General features: G+C 64.5%; 13 protein-coding genes and 1 pseudogene. 10 read left to right on the top strand and 4 right to left on the bottom strand.

Features of this window, described 5'->3' with window-relative positions; translation table 11 throughout:
* Position 1: 1 nt before the first annotated feature.
* The 3 genes and pseudogenes from JLZ96_RS06050 to JLZ96_RS06040 all read right to left on the bottom strand — a co-directional run bounded on the left by JLZ96_RS06050 (position 2) and on the right by JLZ96_RS06040 (position 2,921).
* Complete coding sequence (locus JLZ96_RS06050) at positions 2-763, bottom strand: hypothetical protein (protein ID WP_236254069.1); 762 nt, start codon at positions 761-763, stop codon at positions 2-4.
* Between the two features lie 403 nt (positions 764-1,166).
* Positions 1,167-2,564 (bottom strand): annotated as a pseudogene (locus JLZ96_RS06045) (LLM class flavin-dependent oxidoreductase); the annotation flags it as partial.
* A gap of 69 nt (positions 2,565-2,633) precedes the next feature.
* On the bottom strand, positions 2,634-2,921 hold the full coding sequence (locus JLZ96_RS06040; protein ID WP_032383925.1) for a hypothetical protein: 288 nt from the start codon (positions 2,919-2,921) through the stop codon (positions 2,634-2,636).
* A 301-nt stretch (positions 2,922-3,222) separates the two neighbouring features.
* Between JLZ96_RS06040 and JLZ96_RS06035 the strand changes: the two genes are divergently transcribed.
* The 10 genes from JLZ96_RS06035 to JLZ96_RS05990 all read left to right on the top strand — a co-directional run bounded on the left by JLZ96_RS06035 (position 3,223) and on the right by JLZ96_RS05990 (position 15,570).
* Positions 3,223-4,515: an alpha/beta hydrolase family protein gene (locus JLZ96_RS06035; RefSeq protein ID WP_201009652.1), complete on the top strand. Its 1,293-nt coding sequence runs from the start codon at positions 3,223-3,225 to the stop codon at positions 4,513-4,515.
* On the top strand, positions 4,512-7,079 hold the full coding sequence (locus JLZ96_RS06030; protein ID WP_201009651.1) for a DUF2156 domain-containing protein: 2,568 nt from the start codon (positions 4,512-4,514) through the stop codon (positions 7,077-7,079). Before JLZ96_RS06035 ends, JLZ96_RS06030 begins: the two co-directional genes overlap by 4 nt.
* Positions 7,080-7,137: 58 nt before the next feature.
* Complete coding sequence (locus tag JLZ96_RS06025) at positions 7,138-8,367, top strand: cation:proton antiporter (RefSeq protein WP_201009650.1); 1,230 nt, start codon at positions 7,138-7,140, stop codon at positions 8,365-8,367.
* Between the two features lie 48 nt (positions 8,368-8,415).
* The gene (locus JLZ96_RS06020) at positions 8,416-9,105 is read left to right on the top strand and encodes a response regulator transcription factor (protein ID WP_236253846.1); all 690 of its coding nucleotides are present in this window, start codon (positions 8,416-8,418) and stop codon (positions 9,103-9,105) included.
* The gene (locus JLZ96_RS06015; RefSeq protein WP_201009648.1) at positions 9,102-10,211 is read left to right on the top strand and encodes a sensor histidine kinase; all 1,110 of its coding nucleotides are present in this window, start codon (positions 9,102-9,104) and stop codon (positions 10,209-10,211) included. Before JLZ96_RS06020 ends, JLZ96_RS06015 begins: the two co-directional genes overlap by 4 nt.
* A 51-nt stretch (positions 10,212-10,262) precedes the next feature.
* A complete protein-coding gene (locus JLZ96_RS06010; protein WP_032385566.1) occupies positions 10,263-10,922 on the top strand; it encodes a response regulator transcription factor in 660 nt (219 codons plus the stop codon).
* 1 nt (position 10,923) lies between these two features.
* Positions 10,924-12,339 carry a HAMP domain-containing sensor histidine kinase gene (locus JLZ96_RS06005; RefSeq protein ID WP_236253845.1) on the top strand — a complete coding sequence of 472 codons (1,416 nt, stop codon included), beginning with the start codon at positions 10,924-10,926 and terminating at the stop codon, positions 12,337-12,339.
* Positions 12,340-12,462: 123 nt separating this feature from the next.
* Complete coding sequence (locus JLZ96_RS06000; protein ID WP_032372988.1) at positions 12,463-13,827, top strand: MFS transporter; 1,365 nt, start codon at positions 12,463-12,465, stop codon at positions 13,825-13,827.
* Between the two features lie 25 nt (positions 13,828-13,852).
* A complete protein-coding gene (locus JLZ96_RS05995) occupies positions 13,853-14,791 on the top strand; it encodes a TAXI family TRAP transporter solute-binding subunit (protein WP_201009647.1) in 939 nt (312 codons plus the stop codon).
* A gap of 86 nt (positions 14,792-14,877) precedes the next feature.
* Complete coding sequence (locus JLZ96_RS05990; protein WP_032393394.1) at positions 14,878-15,570, top strand: ZIP family metal transporter; 693 nt, start codon at positions 14,878-14,880, stop codon at positions 15,568-15,570.
* Positions 15,571-15,601: 31 nt separating this feature from the next.
* Here JLZ96_RS05990 and araA read toward each other — a convergent pair whose 3' ends face one another.
* A complete protein-coding gene (gene araA / locus JLZ96_RS05985; RefSeq protein ID WP_032393257.1) occupies positions 15,602-17,086 on the bottom strand; it encodes an L-arabinose isomerase in 1,485 nt (494 codons plus the stop codon).
* Positions 17,087-17,107: the final 21 nt, after the last annotated feature.

The raw sequence follows: 17,107 nt of genomic DNA, 5'->3' as shown, positions 1-17,107 counted from the left end.
ATTACTTGCGGCCGCCCCGCACGAACATGCTGTCGTCCATAGCTTCGTCGACGGCGAGGATCGTCACGTCGATGTCGCAGTCATCGGTCGGACCCTCCGTGGTCGGACCGACATAGACACAGATTCCGGTCTGTACGTCGAGTCTCACGGATACCGGCGGCCCGGGAATCCAGTGCCCGGTATCGAAGTCGTAGTGCCCGCTCAGTAACGCGCAGCATTCGCATCGGGCGTCGTACTCCGAAGTGGTGCAGACGGTGGCCTCCCACGCTTGACGGCCGCCGTGCTCGACAAGCTCGACCTCGGATATGGCGGTGCCTGTCGCGGCGGACGAATGGTCGTGCGGTGAACGAGTGAGTTCGATCGGGTTGAGCATCGCGATCCACTGGTAGTTCTCGTAGAACGGATCGTCCCAGTCCACGAACCACGAATCCGTTTCCGATGGTAACGCCGACACCAGCCCATCGGCGTCGAACACCGGTGTCGTATCCGATGCCCACAGTGCACTGGGACGGTCGGCATCGGCTCCGTTCGAGTACACAGCTGCCCTCCCGTCGAACGGGATTGCCGCGGAGGATAATTCGACGACTTCACCAGCGGCGTTCTCCACGCGAAGATAACCCGGGCGTCGAATCCATGCGTGCACCGGAGATGTGTGACCGGCGCGCACGAATGCGAGCTCGACAGTTCTCCACCGCCACGGAGACGACTGTGCCAATCGACGGAACTGTTCGACGGACGGGGTGACAATCATGTCTTCGATCATGTCAGCCACGTCCAGTCATTTCTGGTATCAGCAGAATCCAGTTGCTGACGTTCGTGGATCAGACCGTCAACAGGGATTTGACTGCGAGCAGGTCCACCTGACGGATGGTCGGCGGCTCGGCCAGAAGCTCCTGCTGGCGTTCGCGGAGCGACTTCACGATGCTGCCGTGCAGGTGGTCTTGGCGTCCGTCCTCGTCGGGGAACGTGTCGTAGATCGCGAACGTGTTCTCGCTCAACTTGATTGCATACCAGGTTGTGGTGCCCGGCTCGTCGAGTGCGTGGGTGTGCATCTCGGTGAGCCAGTTTTCCAGGGCGTCTGCCGTGTCGGGTTTGGCGGTGAGGGTGACCAGGAGTCCGACATTGCGGGGTGCGACGCGAATGGTCGTCGGCGGGGCCGGACGGGGACCCGTCGTCGCGGCGGGCCGAAAGGCCGCGCCGGGATGGTCGTCGCGCAGACGGGGCTGCCCCAGCACCAGTTCACGCAGGGAGGTGGGTTCGGTGCGGTTGGTGTCGGGAATCAATCCGCGGCGACGGAGTTCGGGGGTGATCAATTCTCCGAAGTCGCGGAACGTTTCGAAGTTGGTGACGCGAGCGATGTTGAAGCCATCGACATCGGCGATCTCGATCCACTCCTCGAAGTGATCGACGATCGTCTTCGGTGAGCCCACGATGCTCGCGCTCATGCCGCCCACGCACAGCCACTCCGCCAGTTTGCGTGGTGTCCATACCAATTCGCTGTCGACCCGAGTGAGCATGTCGCTGAACGCACGGATGCCGTCGCCTCGGAACTGGTCCAACGGCTTGTCGGGGTCGGCTCCCGAGAGATCGACTCCGGTCCATCCGCCCCACAGTGCCAGAGCGGCGTCGACCTGGGCGTGCTTCTGAACCTGCAGCAGTTTCTCGTGCGCGGCCTCGTCGGTCTCGGCGACGATGGGGGTGAGCATCATGATGATCTTCAGGCTTCGCGGATCGCGTCCCTGCTCGGCGGCCAACATGCGGTACTGGTCGACGATGGGGCGAACGTCGTGCGGGTTGACTCCGACGAGGAAGACCGCTTCGGCGTGCTTGGCGGCGAACTTGCGCCCCCGGGCCGACGCCCCGGCCTGGAACAGGAACGGCGTGCGTTGCGGGGACGGTTCGCCAAGATGCGCACCGGGAACGGTGAAGTACTTACCGGCATGGTCGATGTCGTGCACCTTGGACGGCTCGGTGTAGACGCCACGAGCTCGGTCGCGCACCACCGCGTCCTCTTCCCACGAGCCCTCCCACAGCTTGTAGCAGACCTCCATGAACTCGTCGGCGATCTCGTACCGTTCGTCGTGCGAGATCTGCTGCGTCAGGCCGAGATTGACTGCTGCGCTCTGCTGGTAGGACGTCACGACGTTCCACGCCACACGGCCTTTGGTGAGGTGATCGAGTGTCGTCATGGTCTTGGCGAATTTGTACGGCAGCTCGTAGGTGGACGAGACCGTCGCACCGTAACTCAGCGTCTTCGTCGCCGCGGCCATGGCCGAGATCGTCAACAGCGGATCGGCTACGGGCGCCTGCGCAGCGGTACGCAGTGCGGCGTCTCGGTTGCCGCCGTACACGTCGTAGAACCCCAGGACGTCGGCCAGGAAGAGGATGTCGAAACCCGCCGCCTCCAGCGTCTGGGCCAATTCCACCCAGTACTCGATGTCGGTGTAGCGGTGAGTCTGGTCATCGGCGTCGGTCCACATGCCGGGGTTCTGGTGCACCACGCACGCCATGTCGAAAGCACTCAGTACCAGCTGCTTGCGTGCGGTGTCGGGCCCTGCGTTCATGTTCGGCTCTTTCGATCAGCGGGTCGGAGTACTGGGGTGAACCTGCTGCTCATCGCAGGTCGGTCGACATCAGACCTTGGAGGCGAGCACGTCGAACGACTGCACCGACGGCGCGTGCGCGAGTAGGTCGTCGGACAGTCGGGTGAGCACCGGATGCCCGTCCTGGCCGAGGGGTGCCTGACTCTCGGACGAACCGAAGATTCCGAACTCGGTGTTGGTGATTCGATACGCGTACCACGTCGCGGTCTGCGGATCCCGCGCCACCGATCCGAGTGCTTCGCCCAGGATCGCGGCGACCTCGTCCTGCTTTCCCTCTCGTGCGACCAGGTGGATCAGAGTTCCGTTGTTGAGCGCCATGCGGTGCGACTGTCCTCACTGTTGGGCAGACCGACGTCCACCACGAATCGAGCATCGTTACCGAAGCTAACCCGTCCGAGTCCGTGCAGCGACGGTTCGAATCACCCTGATTCGAAGCCTGGCCAACGGTCGCCGAGCGTGCGAGACGCGATTGGTGGGCGCGCGTGTGCGCCGACCGACGGCCATATCGATCGAAAACTCCCGCCGATCGGCGGGGACGGAGCAGACCTTCGGTGGATGTCCTTCGGCCGCGGCCGACACCAGGATCGAAGGACAGGAAGTCGATGATCGGAGTGGCCGGGTGCAGTGGTTCGAGGACGTGTCGTTGATCGACGGTTGGCTGGTGCCGGTCCTCTGGGGCATCGCTGCGGTCGGCGCGGTCGCGCTGCTGGCCGTCAGGTCGGCGTGGTACGCGCAGGTCGTCGTCCCGATCGTGGCGGCAACGGCCGCGGTCCTGACCGGCGTCGGTTACGTCGTCATCGAGCATTGGTGGCATCCGTTTCCGGACAGACTGCCCTTCGTCGTCTACCTGTGGGCCGGTGTCGGTGTAATGGCGGTCGGCTTGGCGGTGTACCGCTCGCTTGCCGGTCGCAGCATCGGGACCGCGGTCGTCGTGGTGCTCGCTGCTTGTGCGGTGCTCGTGCAATCGGCCGCTGCCGTCAACGGGTACTTCGCCTACTTTCCGACTGTCGGCGCGGCTGTCGGGACCAGTCGGGTGAACGAGATCCCGTTGCTGTCGTTGCCGGCGCACCATCGGGAGCCCGTGCCCGTCGCACAGTGGCAGGACCCCGGTGGTCTACCGGCAGGCGGATCCGTCGTCACCACCGACATAGCCGGTCGGACATCGAGTTTCTCGGCCCGTCCCGCAAAGATCTACCTGCCGCCCGCGTATTTCGCGGCCCGTCGGCCGTCGATGCCGGTATTGGTCCTACTGGCCGGCCAGCCCGGCAGCCCGGGGGACTGGCTGCGAAGTGGAGGGTTGGTGAAAACGATGGACGCGTTCGCCGCTCGTCATTCCGGGCTCGCACCCGTCGTCGTGGTTGCCGACGGAACCGGGTCGACGCTCGCCAACCCTCTGTGCGTCGATTCCCCGCGAGGAAATGCTGCGACGTACCTGGCAGTCGACGTACCGGCGTGGGTCAGAACGTTCCTTCAGGTCGACAACTCCGCGTCCTCCTGGGCGGTGGGTGGGCTGTCCTACGGCGGAACGTGTGCACTGCAGCTGGCGACCAACTATCCGTCGGTGTTCCCGACGTTCCTCGATATTTCCGGTCAGGCCGAGCCGACGTTGGGCGGCGATCGTCGACGCACTCTCGACGCAGTCTTCGATGGGGACGCAACGCTTTTCGAGAAGGTCAATCCCCTGGACAAGCTGCGGACGAATTCGTACGCGAACAGCGGTGGTGTCTTCGTGGTGGGGGCGTCCGACAACGACAACAAACCGGGCTTGCAGGCGCTGTACGAGGCGGCCCGGTCATCGGGGATGCAGGTCTCGTACCAGGAGATTCCGGGCGGACACGACTTCCGGGTGTGGTCGGGCGGCTTGTCGAGCCAAATCGATACCATCGCAGCACGATTGGGAATACCCCGATGAGTACGGGAATCGAGCCGCGTCCCGAGATCGTGCGTGCGTCGACCGCCCCGGCCTGCGCCGCAAAAAGGTGGACTGCGGGCGCGCCGATCACGATCGTGATCGCGGCGACGACTGCGGTCGCGACCGTGACGGTTCACGCTCTGACAGCCGATCCGGACTTCGTGGAACACCATCTGAACCTGAGTATTTCGGCGCTCTCGCAGATGCATTGGTGGACGCTGCTCACTTCTGTGGTCGTCGCACCGAATTTCCTCGTGCTCTCGCTGTCCGTCGTGCTGTTGCTCCTGTGTGGGGTGCCGTTGGAACGACACATGGGCTCGGCCAAGTTTCTGGCGGCCGTCGGAATCGTTGCCGTACTCGGGGCCATTGCCGGACTGAGCCTTGCCGTCTCGGTCGATTCGTTCGACGAGGACTGGGGCAGTCGGCTCGGCACGTCCGTGGTGTTCGATCCGGCGGCGTGGGTCGCTGGTGTCGCCATGGCAGCGAGTGCATCGATGCCCGTCCTGTGGCGCCGCAGAATTCGCGTGGGTCTGCCGGCCGCTGCGATCGTGCTCGCCCTGTTCCACGGCGGGTTGTCGGATCTGGTGGGGCTGGCATCCATCATCGTCGGCCTCGCGGTCGGCCGGGTGATGTACGGCCCAGTCGATCCGGAGGACGCGGTGGCGGGGACGCGCCGCGAGAGCCGCTTGCTGGTAGCGCTGATCGTGCTGGCAAGCGCGCTGGGCCCGGTGCTCGCGCTCGTGTCGAACGATGCTGCCGGTCCGTTCGGGGTCCTGGAGGCATTGCTGCGGGCCGATCCGTGGACCGCCGAGGAAGTACGGGCGGTCTGCAGTTCGGCGGCCCAGAGTTCCGAATGCCGGCAGGGATTGTTCGCCTTGCGGTTCGATGGGCTCGGGTTCACGGTGCTCGCCGTCGCACCGTCCCTGTTTCTCGTCACGATCTGCGACGGCCTCCGGCGGGGCAGGCGAGCGGCATGGACGTCGGCTCTGACCGCGCAGCTGTGTCTGACGGCATCGGCGGTCCTCAACGTCGCTCAGTTGCACGAGTCCTGGTCCGAATTGTCCAATACCGGTGTGCAGCTGGACGGTTCGTATCTGATCCGGGCGGCCGCGCCGCTGTTGACCCCGGTAGCGGTGGCTCTGGTCCTCGCCTTCACCCGATCGTCCTTCACGATCGCCTCGCCGAACGGAGCTGCACGATCGGCCATGCGATCCGTCGGTCTGGCGCTGCTCACCTTGGGCACGCTCTACGTCGCCACGGGGTCGATGTCGGCGCGGACGATCGCATACGTTCCCGAATTGGCCGTCGACTTCGTTCAACGCCTGATTCCCAGCGTGTACCTGCAATGGTTCGAGCCCGCTCTGCTTGCCGGGGAGTTCGTTCCGTCCTGGATGTACCAGTGGATCGGCGTCGCGTTCTGGGTGACGCTGTGTGCGACCGTCCTGGCGATGTTTCTGCGGCCCACCTACGACGACGAGCCGGACGATGCTCGGCGGGCTCGCGACGTCCTCGTGCGCAGCGGTGGGTCGAATCTGTCGTGGATGTCGACCTGGAGCAGCAACAATTATTGGTTCACGCCGGACGGGAACAGCTTCGTGGCCTACCGCGTCGTGGGCGGCATTGCGTTGACCACTGCCGGCCCGGTCGGACCGAGACAAGACCATGCCGCCGCGGTACGCGCATTCGCGGACTTCTGTTCCGACAACGGGTGGACACCGTGCCTGTACTCGATCTCGGCTGACACCCGTCGCGTCGCAGATGCATTGGGCTGGAACTCCGTTCACGTGGGGGAGGAAGCCATCCTCGACCTCACCTCGCTGAAATTCACCGGTAAGAAATTCCAGGACATCAGGACGTCGTTCAACCGAGCGACGAAATCCGGAATCGCTGCCGAGTGGACAGCGTATTCCGACGTATCACCGGTGATACGCGATCAGATAGTGGCCATTTCCAGAGAGTGGGTGGCGGACAAAGCGATGCCCGAGATGGGATTCACCCTCGGTGGATTGACGGAGATGGAGGATCCGGCCGTCCGATGCCTGATAGCCATCGATGCCGATCGAACGGTGCACGGTGTCACATCCTGGTTGCCGGTGTATCGAGACGGAGAAGTGGTGGGATGGACGCTCGATTTCATGAGGAGACGATCGACGGGATTCGGACCGGCAGTGGAATTCCTCATCGCGTCGGCAGCCGTGTCGTTCGCGTCGGAGGGTTTCGAATTCGTGAGCTTGTCCGGCGCACCACTCGCCAAAAGCCCGCGAACGATCGAGGCCGACGGTCTCTCTGCGACAGTATCGAGCCCGGACCCGGTGGAGAAGCTCCTCGATGCCGTCGGCCGAGCACTCGAACCCGTCTACGGATTCAGGTCTCTGCTGGCATTCAAATCCAAGTTTCAGCCGCGGTACGAGTCCATGTACATGAGCTTCCCCGACAGTGCCGCACTTCCGGGTATCGCCAATGCGGTCGGTCGTGCGTATCTACCGCGAATGACGTTGAGCCAGAGCGCACATCTGATGTGGACTGTCGCTCGCTCCCGGGCAACGAAACGCGACCGGCAGTGAGGCCACCCGCCGACAGGATCGACTGTGTCCGGCCGAGAAAGAACGAGGGGGTACACCGATGACCGCACTGGCTCAGTCACTGCTGTGCTGCGTCGGCGTTGTCGCACTGTGGTCACTGGTGTCCGCGAAGCTTGCGTCGTGGCGAGTGAGCGCACCTTTGGCGATCGCGTCGGCGGGCGCAGTGGTCGGTTGGTTCTTCGGCCCCGAGATCGTGACGGTGCTGAACTATCACGTCACCGAGCAGATCGTCGAACTCGTTCTGGCCGCACTGCTGTTCTCCGATTCCCTCAGGGTCGAGGGAAAGATGCTGGGGAGCTCGCCCTCGGTGTCGCTTCGGCTACTTCTTCTCGCACTACCGCTGAGCCTTGCGCTGGCGGCGAGTGCCTCATGGTTCCTGTTGCCCGAGTACGGCTTTGCCGTCGCACTGCTGATCGCGTGTGTGATCATGCCCATCGACATGGCTCCAGCGACGGCAATTCTGACCGACAATCGGCTCACGCGTGGCGTGCGGTCGGCGCTCAACGTCGAGTCCGGGTACAACGACGGCGTCGTCGCTCCGATCTTCGTGTTCGCGCTCGCCATGATCACCGCGACGAGTGTCGACAGCGTGACCACATCGATCGGAGAAGCGCTGCTCGCCAGCACCGTGTCGCTACTCGTCGGCAGCGCCATCGGCCTTACCTTCGGATGGGCGATGAAGGTGGCCCTGCGACGGGGGTGGACCACCACGAGCTCGTTGTCCATCGGCGTGCTCGCTGTCCCTCTCGTGACGTTCTCGGTGGCAATCCTTCTGCACGGCAACGGTTTCGTCGCGGCATTCGTGGCAGGAGTTGCCGTGCACCTGTGCGCGCGCTCCGAACTCCACCCGCACACCGCCCTCACCGAACAGTTCGTGGAATGCACGTCCCTCGTAGTGTGGTTCGTATTCGGCGCGGTGGCCGCGTACATCGTCTACCTCGGTCTCGACTGGCGCATCGTCGTCATCTCGGTGCTGGCCTTGACCGTGGTGAGACTGGTGCCGGTGTGTCTGGCGCTCGTGGGCTCACGATTGGGCGTCGTCGATCGGCTTGCGTCGTCGATCCTCGGTCCGCGCGGGATCACGACCATCGTGCTGGGATTGTTGGCGTTCAACGCACTCGACGACGACATCGGGTTGATCGTGTTGCAGGCGATGATCGTCACCATCTCCCTCAGCCTGCTGATGCACGGATTGGGCTCGTCCTTCATGGTCCGGGTGTTGTCGCGTGCACGGTTTCGTTCGCCGCACACCAGCAGCGCCCTATGCTGATCGTGTTCCCGGGCCCGTGACTGTTCGATGATCTACAGGAGTGCTGTCGTGGGTGATACCAAGAACGTCAGAGTCGTCGTCGTGGACGACGAGGCGCTCGTCAGATCGGGTTTCGAGCTCATCCTCGGTGCCGCGCCCGGCATCGACGTGGTTGCCACGGGCGACGCGGCCGACGCCCTCGATCTCGTCGTCGGAACGGAACCCGATGTCGTGCTGCTCGATATCAGGATGCCCGGTCGCAACGGGCTCGACGTCCTCGCCGACATCCTCGCATTGCCGCAGCCGCCCGCAGTGGCGATGCTGACCACCTTCGACTCGGACGACTTCATCATGCGTGCACTCGACACCGGTGCCGCAGGCTTCCTGGTCAAGGACACCGATCCCGAAGAGTTGCCGAGACACATCAGATCGCTTGCCGCTGGTGGAATCGTCCTGTCGCCGACCGTCGGACGCACCGTCGTTCGTGGGTTTCTCGGAGCGGCCCGTGATTCGACCGAAGCCCGAAAGATCGCGCGGCTCACCGAGCGTGAGCGTGCCGTTCTCGTGCGCGTGGTGCACGGCGACTCCAATGCGGAGATCGCCGCCGCACTGTTTCTCGGCACCGGAACCGTCAAGGATCACGTCAGTGCGATCTTGTCGAAGTTGGAGGTCTCGACGCGGGTGCAGGCGGCCTTGATAGCCGAGCGGGGTGGATTGTCGGCGGGCGGGTCCCCTTCGGTTGGGGGCGAGTCGCAGTGAGCACTGTGCAGGCTGTTCGGCGTGCGACCGAGCGGCGATCGGGTGTGATTCTCGATGCGGTGTTCGTCGTTCTTTCTTTCGCCGATGGACTGCTCACGTTGCCGGATCCGACCACGGCGGAAGTTGCCGTCGCCCTCCTCACCCCGGTGCTGTTGTTCGGGCGCAGACGATTTCCGGTACTCGTATTCGTACTGACGCTGCCCGGTCTGGCAATGGGCGTCACGTTGCTGGCGGCAGTGTTCTCACTCGGGACGGTGGCGTTCGTCGTTCGCAGTCGCGTGGCCGTGGGTTGTTGCGGCGCAGGTATGTTCGCGGCCAGCATGGCGTGGGTGACGACGGACTCCTCGTTCGAGTCGGTCGTCGCGATCACCCTGGCGGCCGGCGCGTACGCCTCGGCCCCGGTGGCCCTCGGTCAGCTGATTCGAGCGCAACGCGATCTGAAGCAGCAATTGAGCGAGTTGCACCAGGCTCGCGAGCGAGATCGGACTGCGCAGGCCGAACTGGTGCTGTCGACCGAGCGCGCACGTCTGGCGCGAGAAATGCACGATGTGGTCTCGCATCAGGTGAGTTTGATCGCGGTTCAGGTCGGTGCCCTGATGGTCAGCAACGACGATCCTGCGGTCAAAGCCGCCAGCCGGACCATTCGGTCGCTCGCGGTGCGAACACTCGAGGAGCTGCGGCAGATGGTCAGTGTCCTGCGGGCGTCGGGCGGCGAGGCCGACGGAATCGATCCGCAGCCGGCCATTTCCGATCTCTCGGCGCTGGCGGCTGAATCCGAGTTGGACGTCGAATTGACCGTGCACGTGGAGTCGGATGTGCCGAGTTCCGTTCAGCGTGCTGTGTATCGAATCGTCCAGGAGGGGCTGACCAACGTTCGCAAACATGCTCCGGGCTCGAAAGTCGATGTCACCGTGAATGAAGTCGACGAATCGGTGACGGTACAGGTTGCGAACACGGCTCCCACGCTGCCGCCGCTCGCATTCCCGTCGTCGCGGCACGGACTCGTAGGACTCGCCGAGCGGGCGGAATTGTTGGGTGGGCACGTCTCGGCCGCCGCGACGGTGCACGGCGGTTTCACCTTGCGGGTCGTCCTTCCGATCGACTGATCAGCGTCGGCCTGCAACGCCCGTCGGCCGTCGTGGCCTAATCTCGAGGCGATGCGAATAGCGGTGGTGGAGGACGACGACGGCGTCGGCGACGCGTTGGTAGACGCGCTGACCGAGGTGGGGCACGACCCTGTCCGGATGCGCCGCGGTGCCGACCTGCTGCTCGGGTACCACGGCATGGGTGTCGTTCTCCTCGATCTCGGCTTGCCCGACATGGACGGCCTCGAGGCGCTTCGTAAGCTGCGGACCCTGAGTTCGGTGCCCGTGGTGGTGCTGACCGCGCGGGACGACGAGCGGTCGGTGGTCCGAGCGCTGCGCGCGGGGGCGGACGACTACGTCGTCAAGCCCGCTCGGTTGGGGGAGTTGCACGCGAGGCTGGAAGTGGCGGCGCGGCGTCGGAGCGCAACGAGTGATGCGGCGGTGGATCGGCTCGAGTTGGGCGACGTGGTCGTCGATCTCGTCGGGCGCAGCGTCGAAGTCGACGGGCGAGACATCGGGCTGACCACCAAAGAGTTCGACCTGCTCGCGCACCTGGCGACTCGGCGTGGCGAAGCGGTGAGCCGCGAACAGCTGATGGATGCGATCTGGGGCGATGCGTACGTGGCGATCTCGCGATCGCTCGACGTGCACATGACGACGTTGCGTGCCAAGCTCGGCCGACCCGGGACCATCGCCACGATCCGCGGCTTCGGCTACCGCTGGGACGGCTGACGTGCGGCGCCGGGTTCTCGTGGTGCTGATGGTCTACTCGGCCGTCGTCGTTCTCGCGCTGTCGGTTCCGCTGGGATTGTTGCTGGGGCGCGAACGCGCCCAACGATTCGGTGAGAATCGAGCTGCCGCTGCAACGTACTTCGCGGAACTGAGCTCCCGGGAGGACGAGTCGGGTGATTCTCGAATCCGAGAGTCGGTGCAGCGCTACAACGATCTGTACGGCGAGGGGATCGTGGTGGTCGACCGCACCGGAGCGGTCCGTGCTGCATCGGGTCTGGATACGACGCGCGCCGACGTCCAACAGGCGGTGGCCGGTGCGCTACGCAATCAACGCGGTGGCCTTCCGTCGAGTGTGACGCCGTGGTCGCCGTCGTCGGTACTGGTGGCTGCACCGATCGGTGGGGGAACGCAGGTCGACGGTGCCGTGGTGATCGCAGCCTCCACCGACGCGGCCCGCCGGGATGTGGCGATCGGGTGGGCGGTGATCGCTGTCGGTGCGCTGCTGATCTTGGCCACGGTGGCGCTGATCGCAGCTGCGTTGTCGCGCTGGGTCGTTCGTCCACTGACGTCGTTGTCGATGCGAGTCCAATCGTTCGGCGACGCCTTTCACGATCGCCGGCCTCTCGACGACTCGCCACGTCTCGAGTCGGACGCACACGTCGGTCCGCCCGAGGTTCGAGCGCTCTCGCGTGCGTTCGACGCGATGGCAGACGATGTGGAGAACGCGACCGCTGCGCAGCGCCGTCTGGTGGCCGACACCGCTCACGCGTTGCGTAACCCGCTGGCGGCATTACGGATTCGACTGGACGTGTTGGGAATGCGGGTGCCCGAATCGGTCGCCGAAGCGCACCAGCGAACGACACTGGAGGTCGATCGGCTCGACTCCGTCGTCGAGGATCTTCTCGTTCTCGCTGCTGCCGAGACGCCGGTCCTGCATCGCGAGACCGCGTGCGACGTACTGTTCGTGCTCACCGACAGAGTCCGATTCTGGTCGAGCGCACTGACAGTGGCCGGGCTGACCGTCCATGTCGCGGATCCCGACCCGGGAGCCGATCACACTGCTGCGGTACCGGAGGAAGACCTGGTGCGCATGCTCGACGCGATCCTGAGCAACGCGACCAAGTACGCCGGTTCGGGAGCGGATGTCGACATCGACTGCCGAGCCGGCGACAATCACGTCGTGGTGTCGATCACCGACACCGGCCCGGGTGTATCCGCTGCCGAATTACCGATGATCGCGGACCGGTTCTTTCGGGCATCTAGTGCTCACGGGACCGGAACGGGGCTCGGCCTGGCAATAGTCGCGGCCCTGATCGAACGAGTGGGAGGACGCCTCGAGGTCGACGCTCATCGACCGTCCGGTTTGATCGTCCGAATGCTGCTCCCGCGTCACGGCTCGAGCGGGTCCTTGTCCTAAGGGAGTGTTAGGAAACGCGAAACAGCTTGGTTCTCGCTGTGCTGGGGGTCACAGTAGAAGGACTTCGGTTGCCGTCACGCGTTCGGCGACCCACCCGCAAGCTATCTGTGGAAGGACCTGCCCATGGCCAACGAGGCCACTTCGACCGCTGGTTCGTCTCGTGCGAACCCGCCGGTCTCGTCTCCCGCAGCCACCCGCCGCGCCGTCTACAACACACTGCGTGGGTCGTCGGGCAACCTCGTCGAGTGGTACGACGTGTACGTCTACACCGTCTTCGCGACGTATTTCGAGAATCAGTTCTTCGATTCGGCGGACAAGAATTCGACCATCTACGTCTACGGGATCTTCGCGGTCACGTTCCTGATGCGTCCGGTCGGTTCGTGGTTCTTCGGACGCTACGCAGACCGGAACGGTCGCCGAGCTGCACTGACATTCAGTGTCTCGCTGATGGCGGCCTGCTCGATGGTCATCGCGTTCACCCCCGGCCGGGAGAGCATCGGTGTATGGGCCGCGGTCATTCTGATTCTGTGCCGTCTGGTGCAGGGCTTCGCCACCGGTGGTGAGTACGGAGCGTCGGCGACATACATGTCCGAGGCCGCCACTCGTGAGCGTCGCGGATTCTTCTCCTCGTTCCAGTACGTCACGCTGATCGGTGGCCACGTTCTGGCGCAGGTCACGCTGCTGCTCATGCAGGTCTTCTTCGAGCGGGAGCAGATAGAGGACTTCGGTTGGCGCATAGCGTTCTTCATCGGTGGCGTCGCCGCAGTGGTTGTCTTCTGGCTGCGCCGCAGCATGGACGAGTCCCTGACGAAGGATCAGCTCGAGGCAGTTCGTAGTGGTGCCGATCAGGCGTCCGGATCTCTCAAGGAATTGGTCGGAAAGCATTGGCGCGCTCTGCTGATCTGTTTCATGGTGACCGCCGGTGGCACCATCGCGTTCTACACCTACAGCGTCAACGCACCCTCGATGATCAAGGCAGCGTACGAGGACCGCGGAATGACCGGGACCTGGATCAACCTGTTCGGGCTGATCTTCCTGATGTTGCTGCAGCCCATCGGCGGCTTGATCAGTGACAAGGTGGGACGCAAGCCTCTGCTGGTCTTCTTCGGCGTCGGTGGCGTGCTCTACACCTACGTGCTCATCACGTATCTGCCGTCGGCGACGTCGGTGGTGCAGTCACTGGCGCTGGTCTGCGTCGGCTACGTCATCCTCACCGGCTACACCTCGATCAACGCGATCGTCAAAGCCGAATTGTTCCCCTCGCACATCCGCGCCTTGGGAGTCGGCCTCGGTTACGCGCTGGCGAACTCCGCGTTCGGTGGTACCGCTCCGTTGATCTACCAGGCCGCGAAGAACGGTGGGCACGTCGGGTGGTTCATTCTGTACGTGACCGTCGTCATCGGTATCTCGCTCCTGGTGTACATCTTCGTGCTGCGGAACAAGACCGAGACCGTCCTCGACAGGGAGCAGGGCAAGGCCTTCGCGTGACCTGTGACGACTTACAGTGAGTGACATGCTCCGGCCCGCTGCGTTGTTCTCCCGAAGAACAGCTCTGCGGGCCGGTGTCGTGTCGCTGACCGCGGTGGCCATGGGAGCCTGTGCCACGGACCCGCCGATGCAACTGCGCCTGGCGGCGGGCGAGGTGGGCGGCTTCTTCTGGGAGTTCTCCGGCTTGCTGTCCGACGCGGCTGCCGGACTGTCGGAGGTCGAGGTAGTGCCGCTCACGACATCCGGTTCTCTCGACAACCTCGACGCGTTGATCTCCGGTCGTGCCGAACTGGCGATGACGCTGATCGACGCCGCCTACAGCCACCCGAGTACCGACCTGGCCGCGGTCGGATGTGTCTACGAGAACTACTTTCAGGTCGCTGTGCGGGCGGACTCGACCATCCTCGCAGCGAGCGATCTACGGGGACGACGAGTGAGTACCGGCGCGCCCGGATCGGGGGCGACGGTTCTCTCGCATCGGATCCTCGACGCGGCCGGCGTCTCGGGACCGGATGCAGTTCGTGAAGTTCAATTGTCGATGAAGGCGGCTGCGACCGCGTTGTCCGACAACGAGATCGACGCGGTGATGTGGGCGGGTGGATTGCCGACCCCGGCTTTCGCCGAGCCGAGTAGCGAGATCCGGTTGCTCGAATTGGGCAGTCTCGTTCCGAACCTGCGTCGGGCGTTCGGCACCGCGTACGAGGCGGTCCCGGTTCCGGCGAACGTGTACGGCTCGCACCCGGAGGTGACGACCGTCGGAATTCCGAATCTGCTGTTGGCCCACCCCGATGTGCCGAACCGAGTTGTCGCCGCACTGGTGAGCGTTCTGCTCGACCGATCGTCGGCCCTGGTCCCCGGGCAAGCGATCGGCAGCCAATTTCTCGACGCACGCTCACTGGTCATGACGGGCGGTATTCCTCTGCACCCCGGGGCCGAAGAGGAATACCGCGCTCGACACGGTTAGACGGCCGTGCACGGTTTGTATCTCGGTCGCTCCGGACATCCACAGTGGGTGACCGAGCAGTCTTCGTTCGACCGAGTGAGGCACGCGTGAATGCGTTCGGAGCAGCACTGTACGGGGCCGGAACGGCCCTGCCGTTGGTGATCGGGGCCGCTGTCGGCCTGTGCTGGTCTCTACCGAAACGAGTACTCGCGGCCATGATGGCGTTCGGCGCGGGCACGATGATCGCGGCGGTGTCCTCGGAATTGTTCGAGCCCGCCTTTACCCAATCCGGCATCATCACCGCCGGTGCTGCGTTGTTCGCGGGTGCGGGGGTGTACGTGGTCGCGAACCACCTCATCGAGAATCGGCTGGGGCCGGCGGCAATCGGGTGGGCATTGATGCTTGGAACAGTGCTCGACGGCGTTCCGGAGAACACCGCGTTGGGTGTGTCACTGACCAGTGGCGGTGGCCTCGTGCTCCTCGTCGCCGTCGCCGTCGGCAATGTTCCCGAGGCTGTCGGCGGTGCCGCTCTGATGCGAGATCAACACAACTTCGGCCGAGCCCGCGCCCTCGGGTTATGGAGTGTGACTGCGGTTGTCCTGGTACTGGTGACCGTGGCGGGGTTCCTGCTCTCGGACGTCATCCCTGCTACCGGGATATCGGCAGTGCAGGCATTCGCCGGCGGTGCGACCTTGGCGGTGCTGGCCGATTCGTTGATGCCCGAGGCGTACCGAGACGGCGGCTGGTGGGTGGGAATGGCCACCGCCGCGGGTTTTCTCGTCGCTTTCGGTCTGGGCTGACCGCCGCGGCCGTAGCCGCGGCGGCCCGGACTCACAACCTCGCTGCGAGTCGGTGGTAGGCCGCATTCCATCGGAGAGTCTGCTGGAACCCACGCGTCGTGGTGCCGGAATCGATAGCGAGCAGCTCGACACCGATCATGTCCGAGAATGCCTCCAGCACAGGCAGACCGATGGCGGTGCTCAACACCGTGTGGTGGGGTGCGCCTGCAGTCAACCACGATTCGGCCGACACCGACAGCGAGGGCTGCGGTTTCCACACTGCGCATGCCACGGGTAGTTTCGGCAGCGCCTCGTCGGGCTCGACCACGTCGATCACGTTGGCCGTCAATCGGAATCGCTCACCGACGTCGGACAGTCCGACGACGACGCCATGCCCCGGATCGGCGGTGAATCGCAGCCGCACCGGATCCTCGCGGCCGCCGATCGAGAGTGGATGAATTTCCAGTGTGGGGCGAGACGTCGTGATGGACGGGCACACCTCCAGCATGTGTGCACCGAGGATCTTCTCCTCACCGGGGACGAGGTGGTAGGTGTAGTCCTCCATGAAGGACGTACCGCCCTCCAGTCCCTCGGCCATCACCTTCATGCCGCGCAACAACATCGACGTCTTCCAGTCGCCCTCGCCGCCGAAGCCGTAACCGTCGGCCATCAGTCGCTGCACCGCCAATCCCGGCAACTGACGCAGGCCGCCGAGGTCCTCGAAATTGGTGGTGAACGCCTTGAACCCGCCGTCGGTGAGGAACTGCCGCATTCCCGCTTCGACGCGTGCGCCGTAGCGGAGGGAGTCGTGACGATCCCCGTCCTTGTCGAGGCTCGGTGCGATGTCGTAGAGCGACCGATACTCGTCGACGAGTTCCGAGACGGCCGACTCGCTGACGCTGTCGACCACGTCCACGAGATCGTTGACGCCGTAGGTGTTCACGGAGACGCCGAACCGCAGCTGCGCCTCCACCTTGTCGCCCTCGGTGACCGCGACGTCGCGCATGTTGTCGCCGAAGCGGGCCAGTTTCAGCGAACGCAATTCGGCCCGGCCGAGTGCCGCGCGCGCCCACTGCTCCGCCCGCGTCCGTACCGACGGATTGTCGACGTGGCCCGCGATGGTGGTGCGCAGTACGCCGACCCTGGACTCGATGTGCCCGAACTCGCGATCACCGTGCGCAGCCTGGTTCAGATTCATGAACTCCATGTCGATCGTGGACCAGGGCAACGACATTCCGGCCTGCGTGTGCAGGTGCAGCAGTGGAACATCGAGCGCGTCCAAGCCTGCGATCCACATCTTGGCCGGCGAGAAAGTGTGCATCCAGGTGACGACGCCGATGCAGTCCTCGGCGGCGTTGGCCTCGCGCATGCACCGCAGGATCGCGGACGCGTCGAGCAGCACCGGCTTCCAGACGACGGATACCGGTAGTGCGCCGTCGAGTTTGTCTGCGATCTCCCGTGACTGGACTGCTACCTGCTCGAGCGTCTCGGGACCGTAGAGGCCTTGGCTGCCGGTGAGAAACCATACTTCGGACATGGAGAATGTACCTTCCGTGGA

The sequence above is a fragment of the Rhodococcus sp. NKCM2511 genome, from assembly GCF_014905595.1.
Taxonomy (GTDB): Bacteria; Actinomycetota; Actinomycetes; order Mycobacteriales; family Mycobacteriaceae; genus Rhodococcoides; species Rhodococcoides fascians.
The sequence above is the reverse complement of the archived record's forward strand: the minus strand, read 5'-3'. Positions and strand labels throughout refer to the sequence as shown.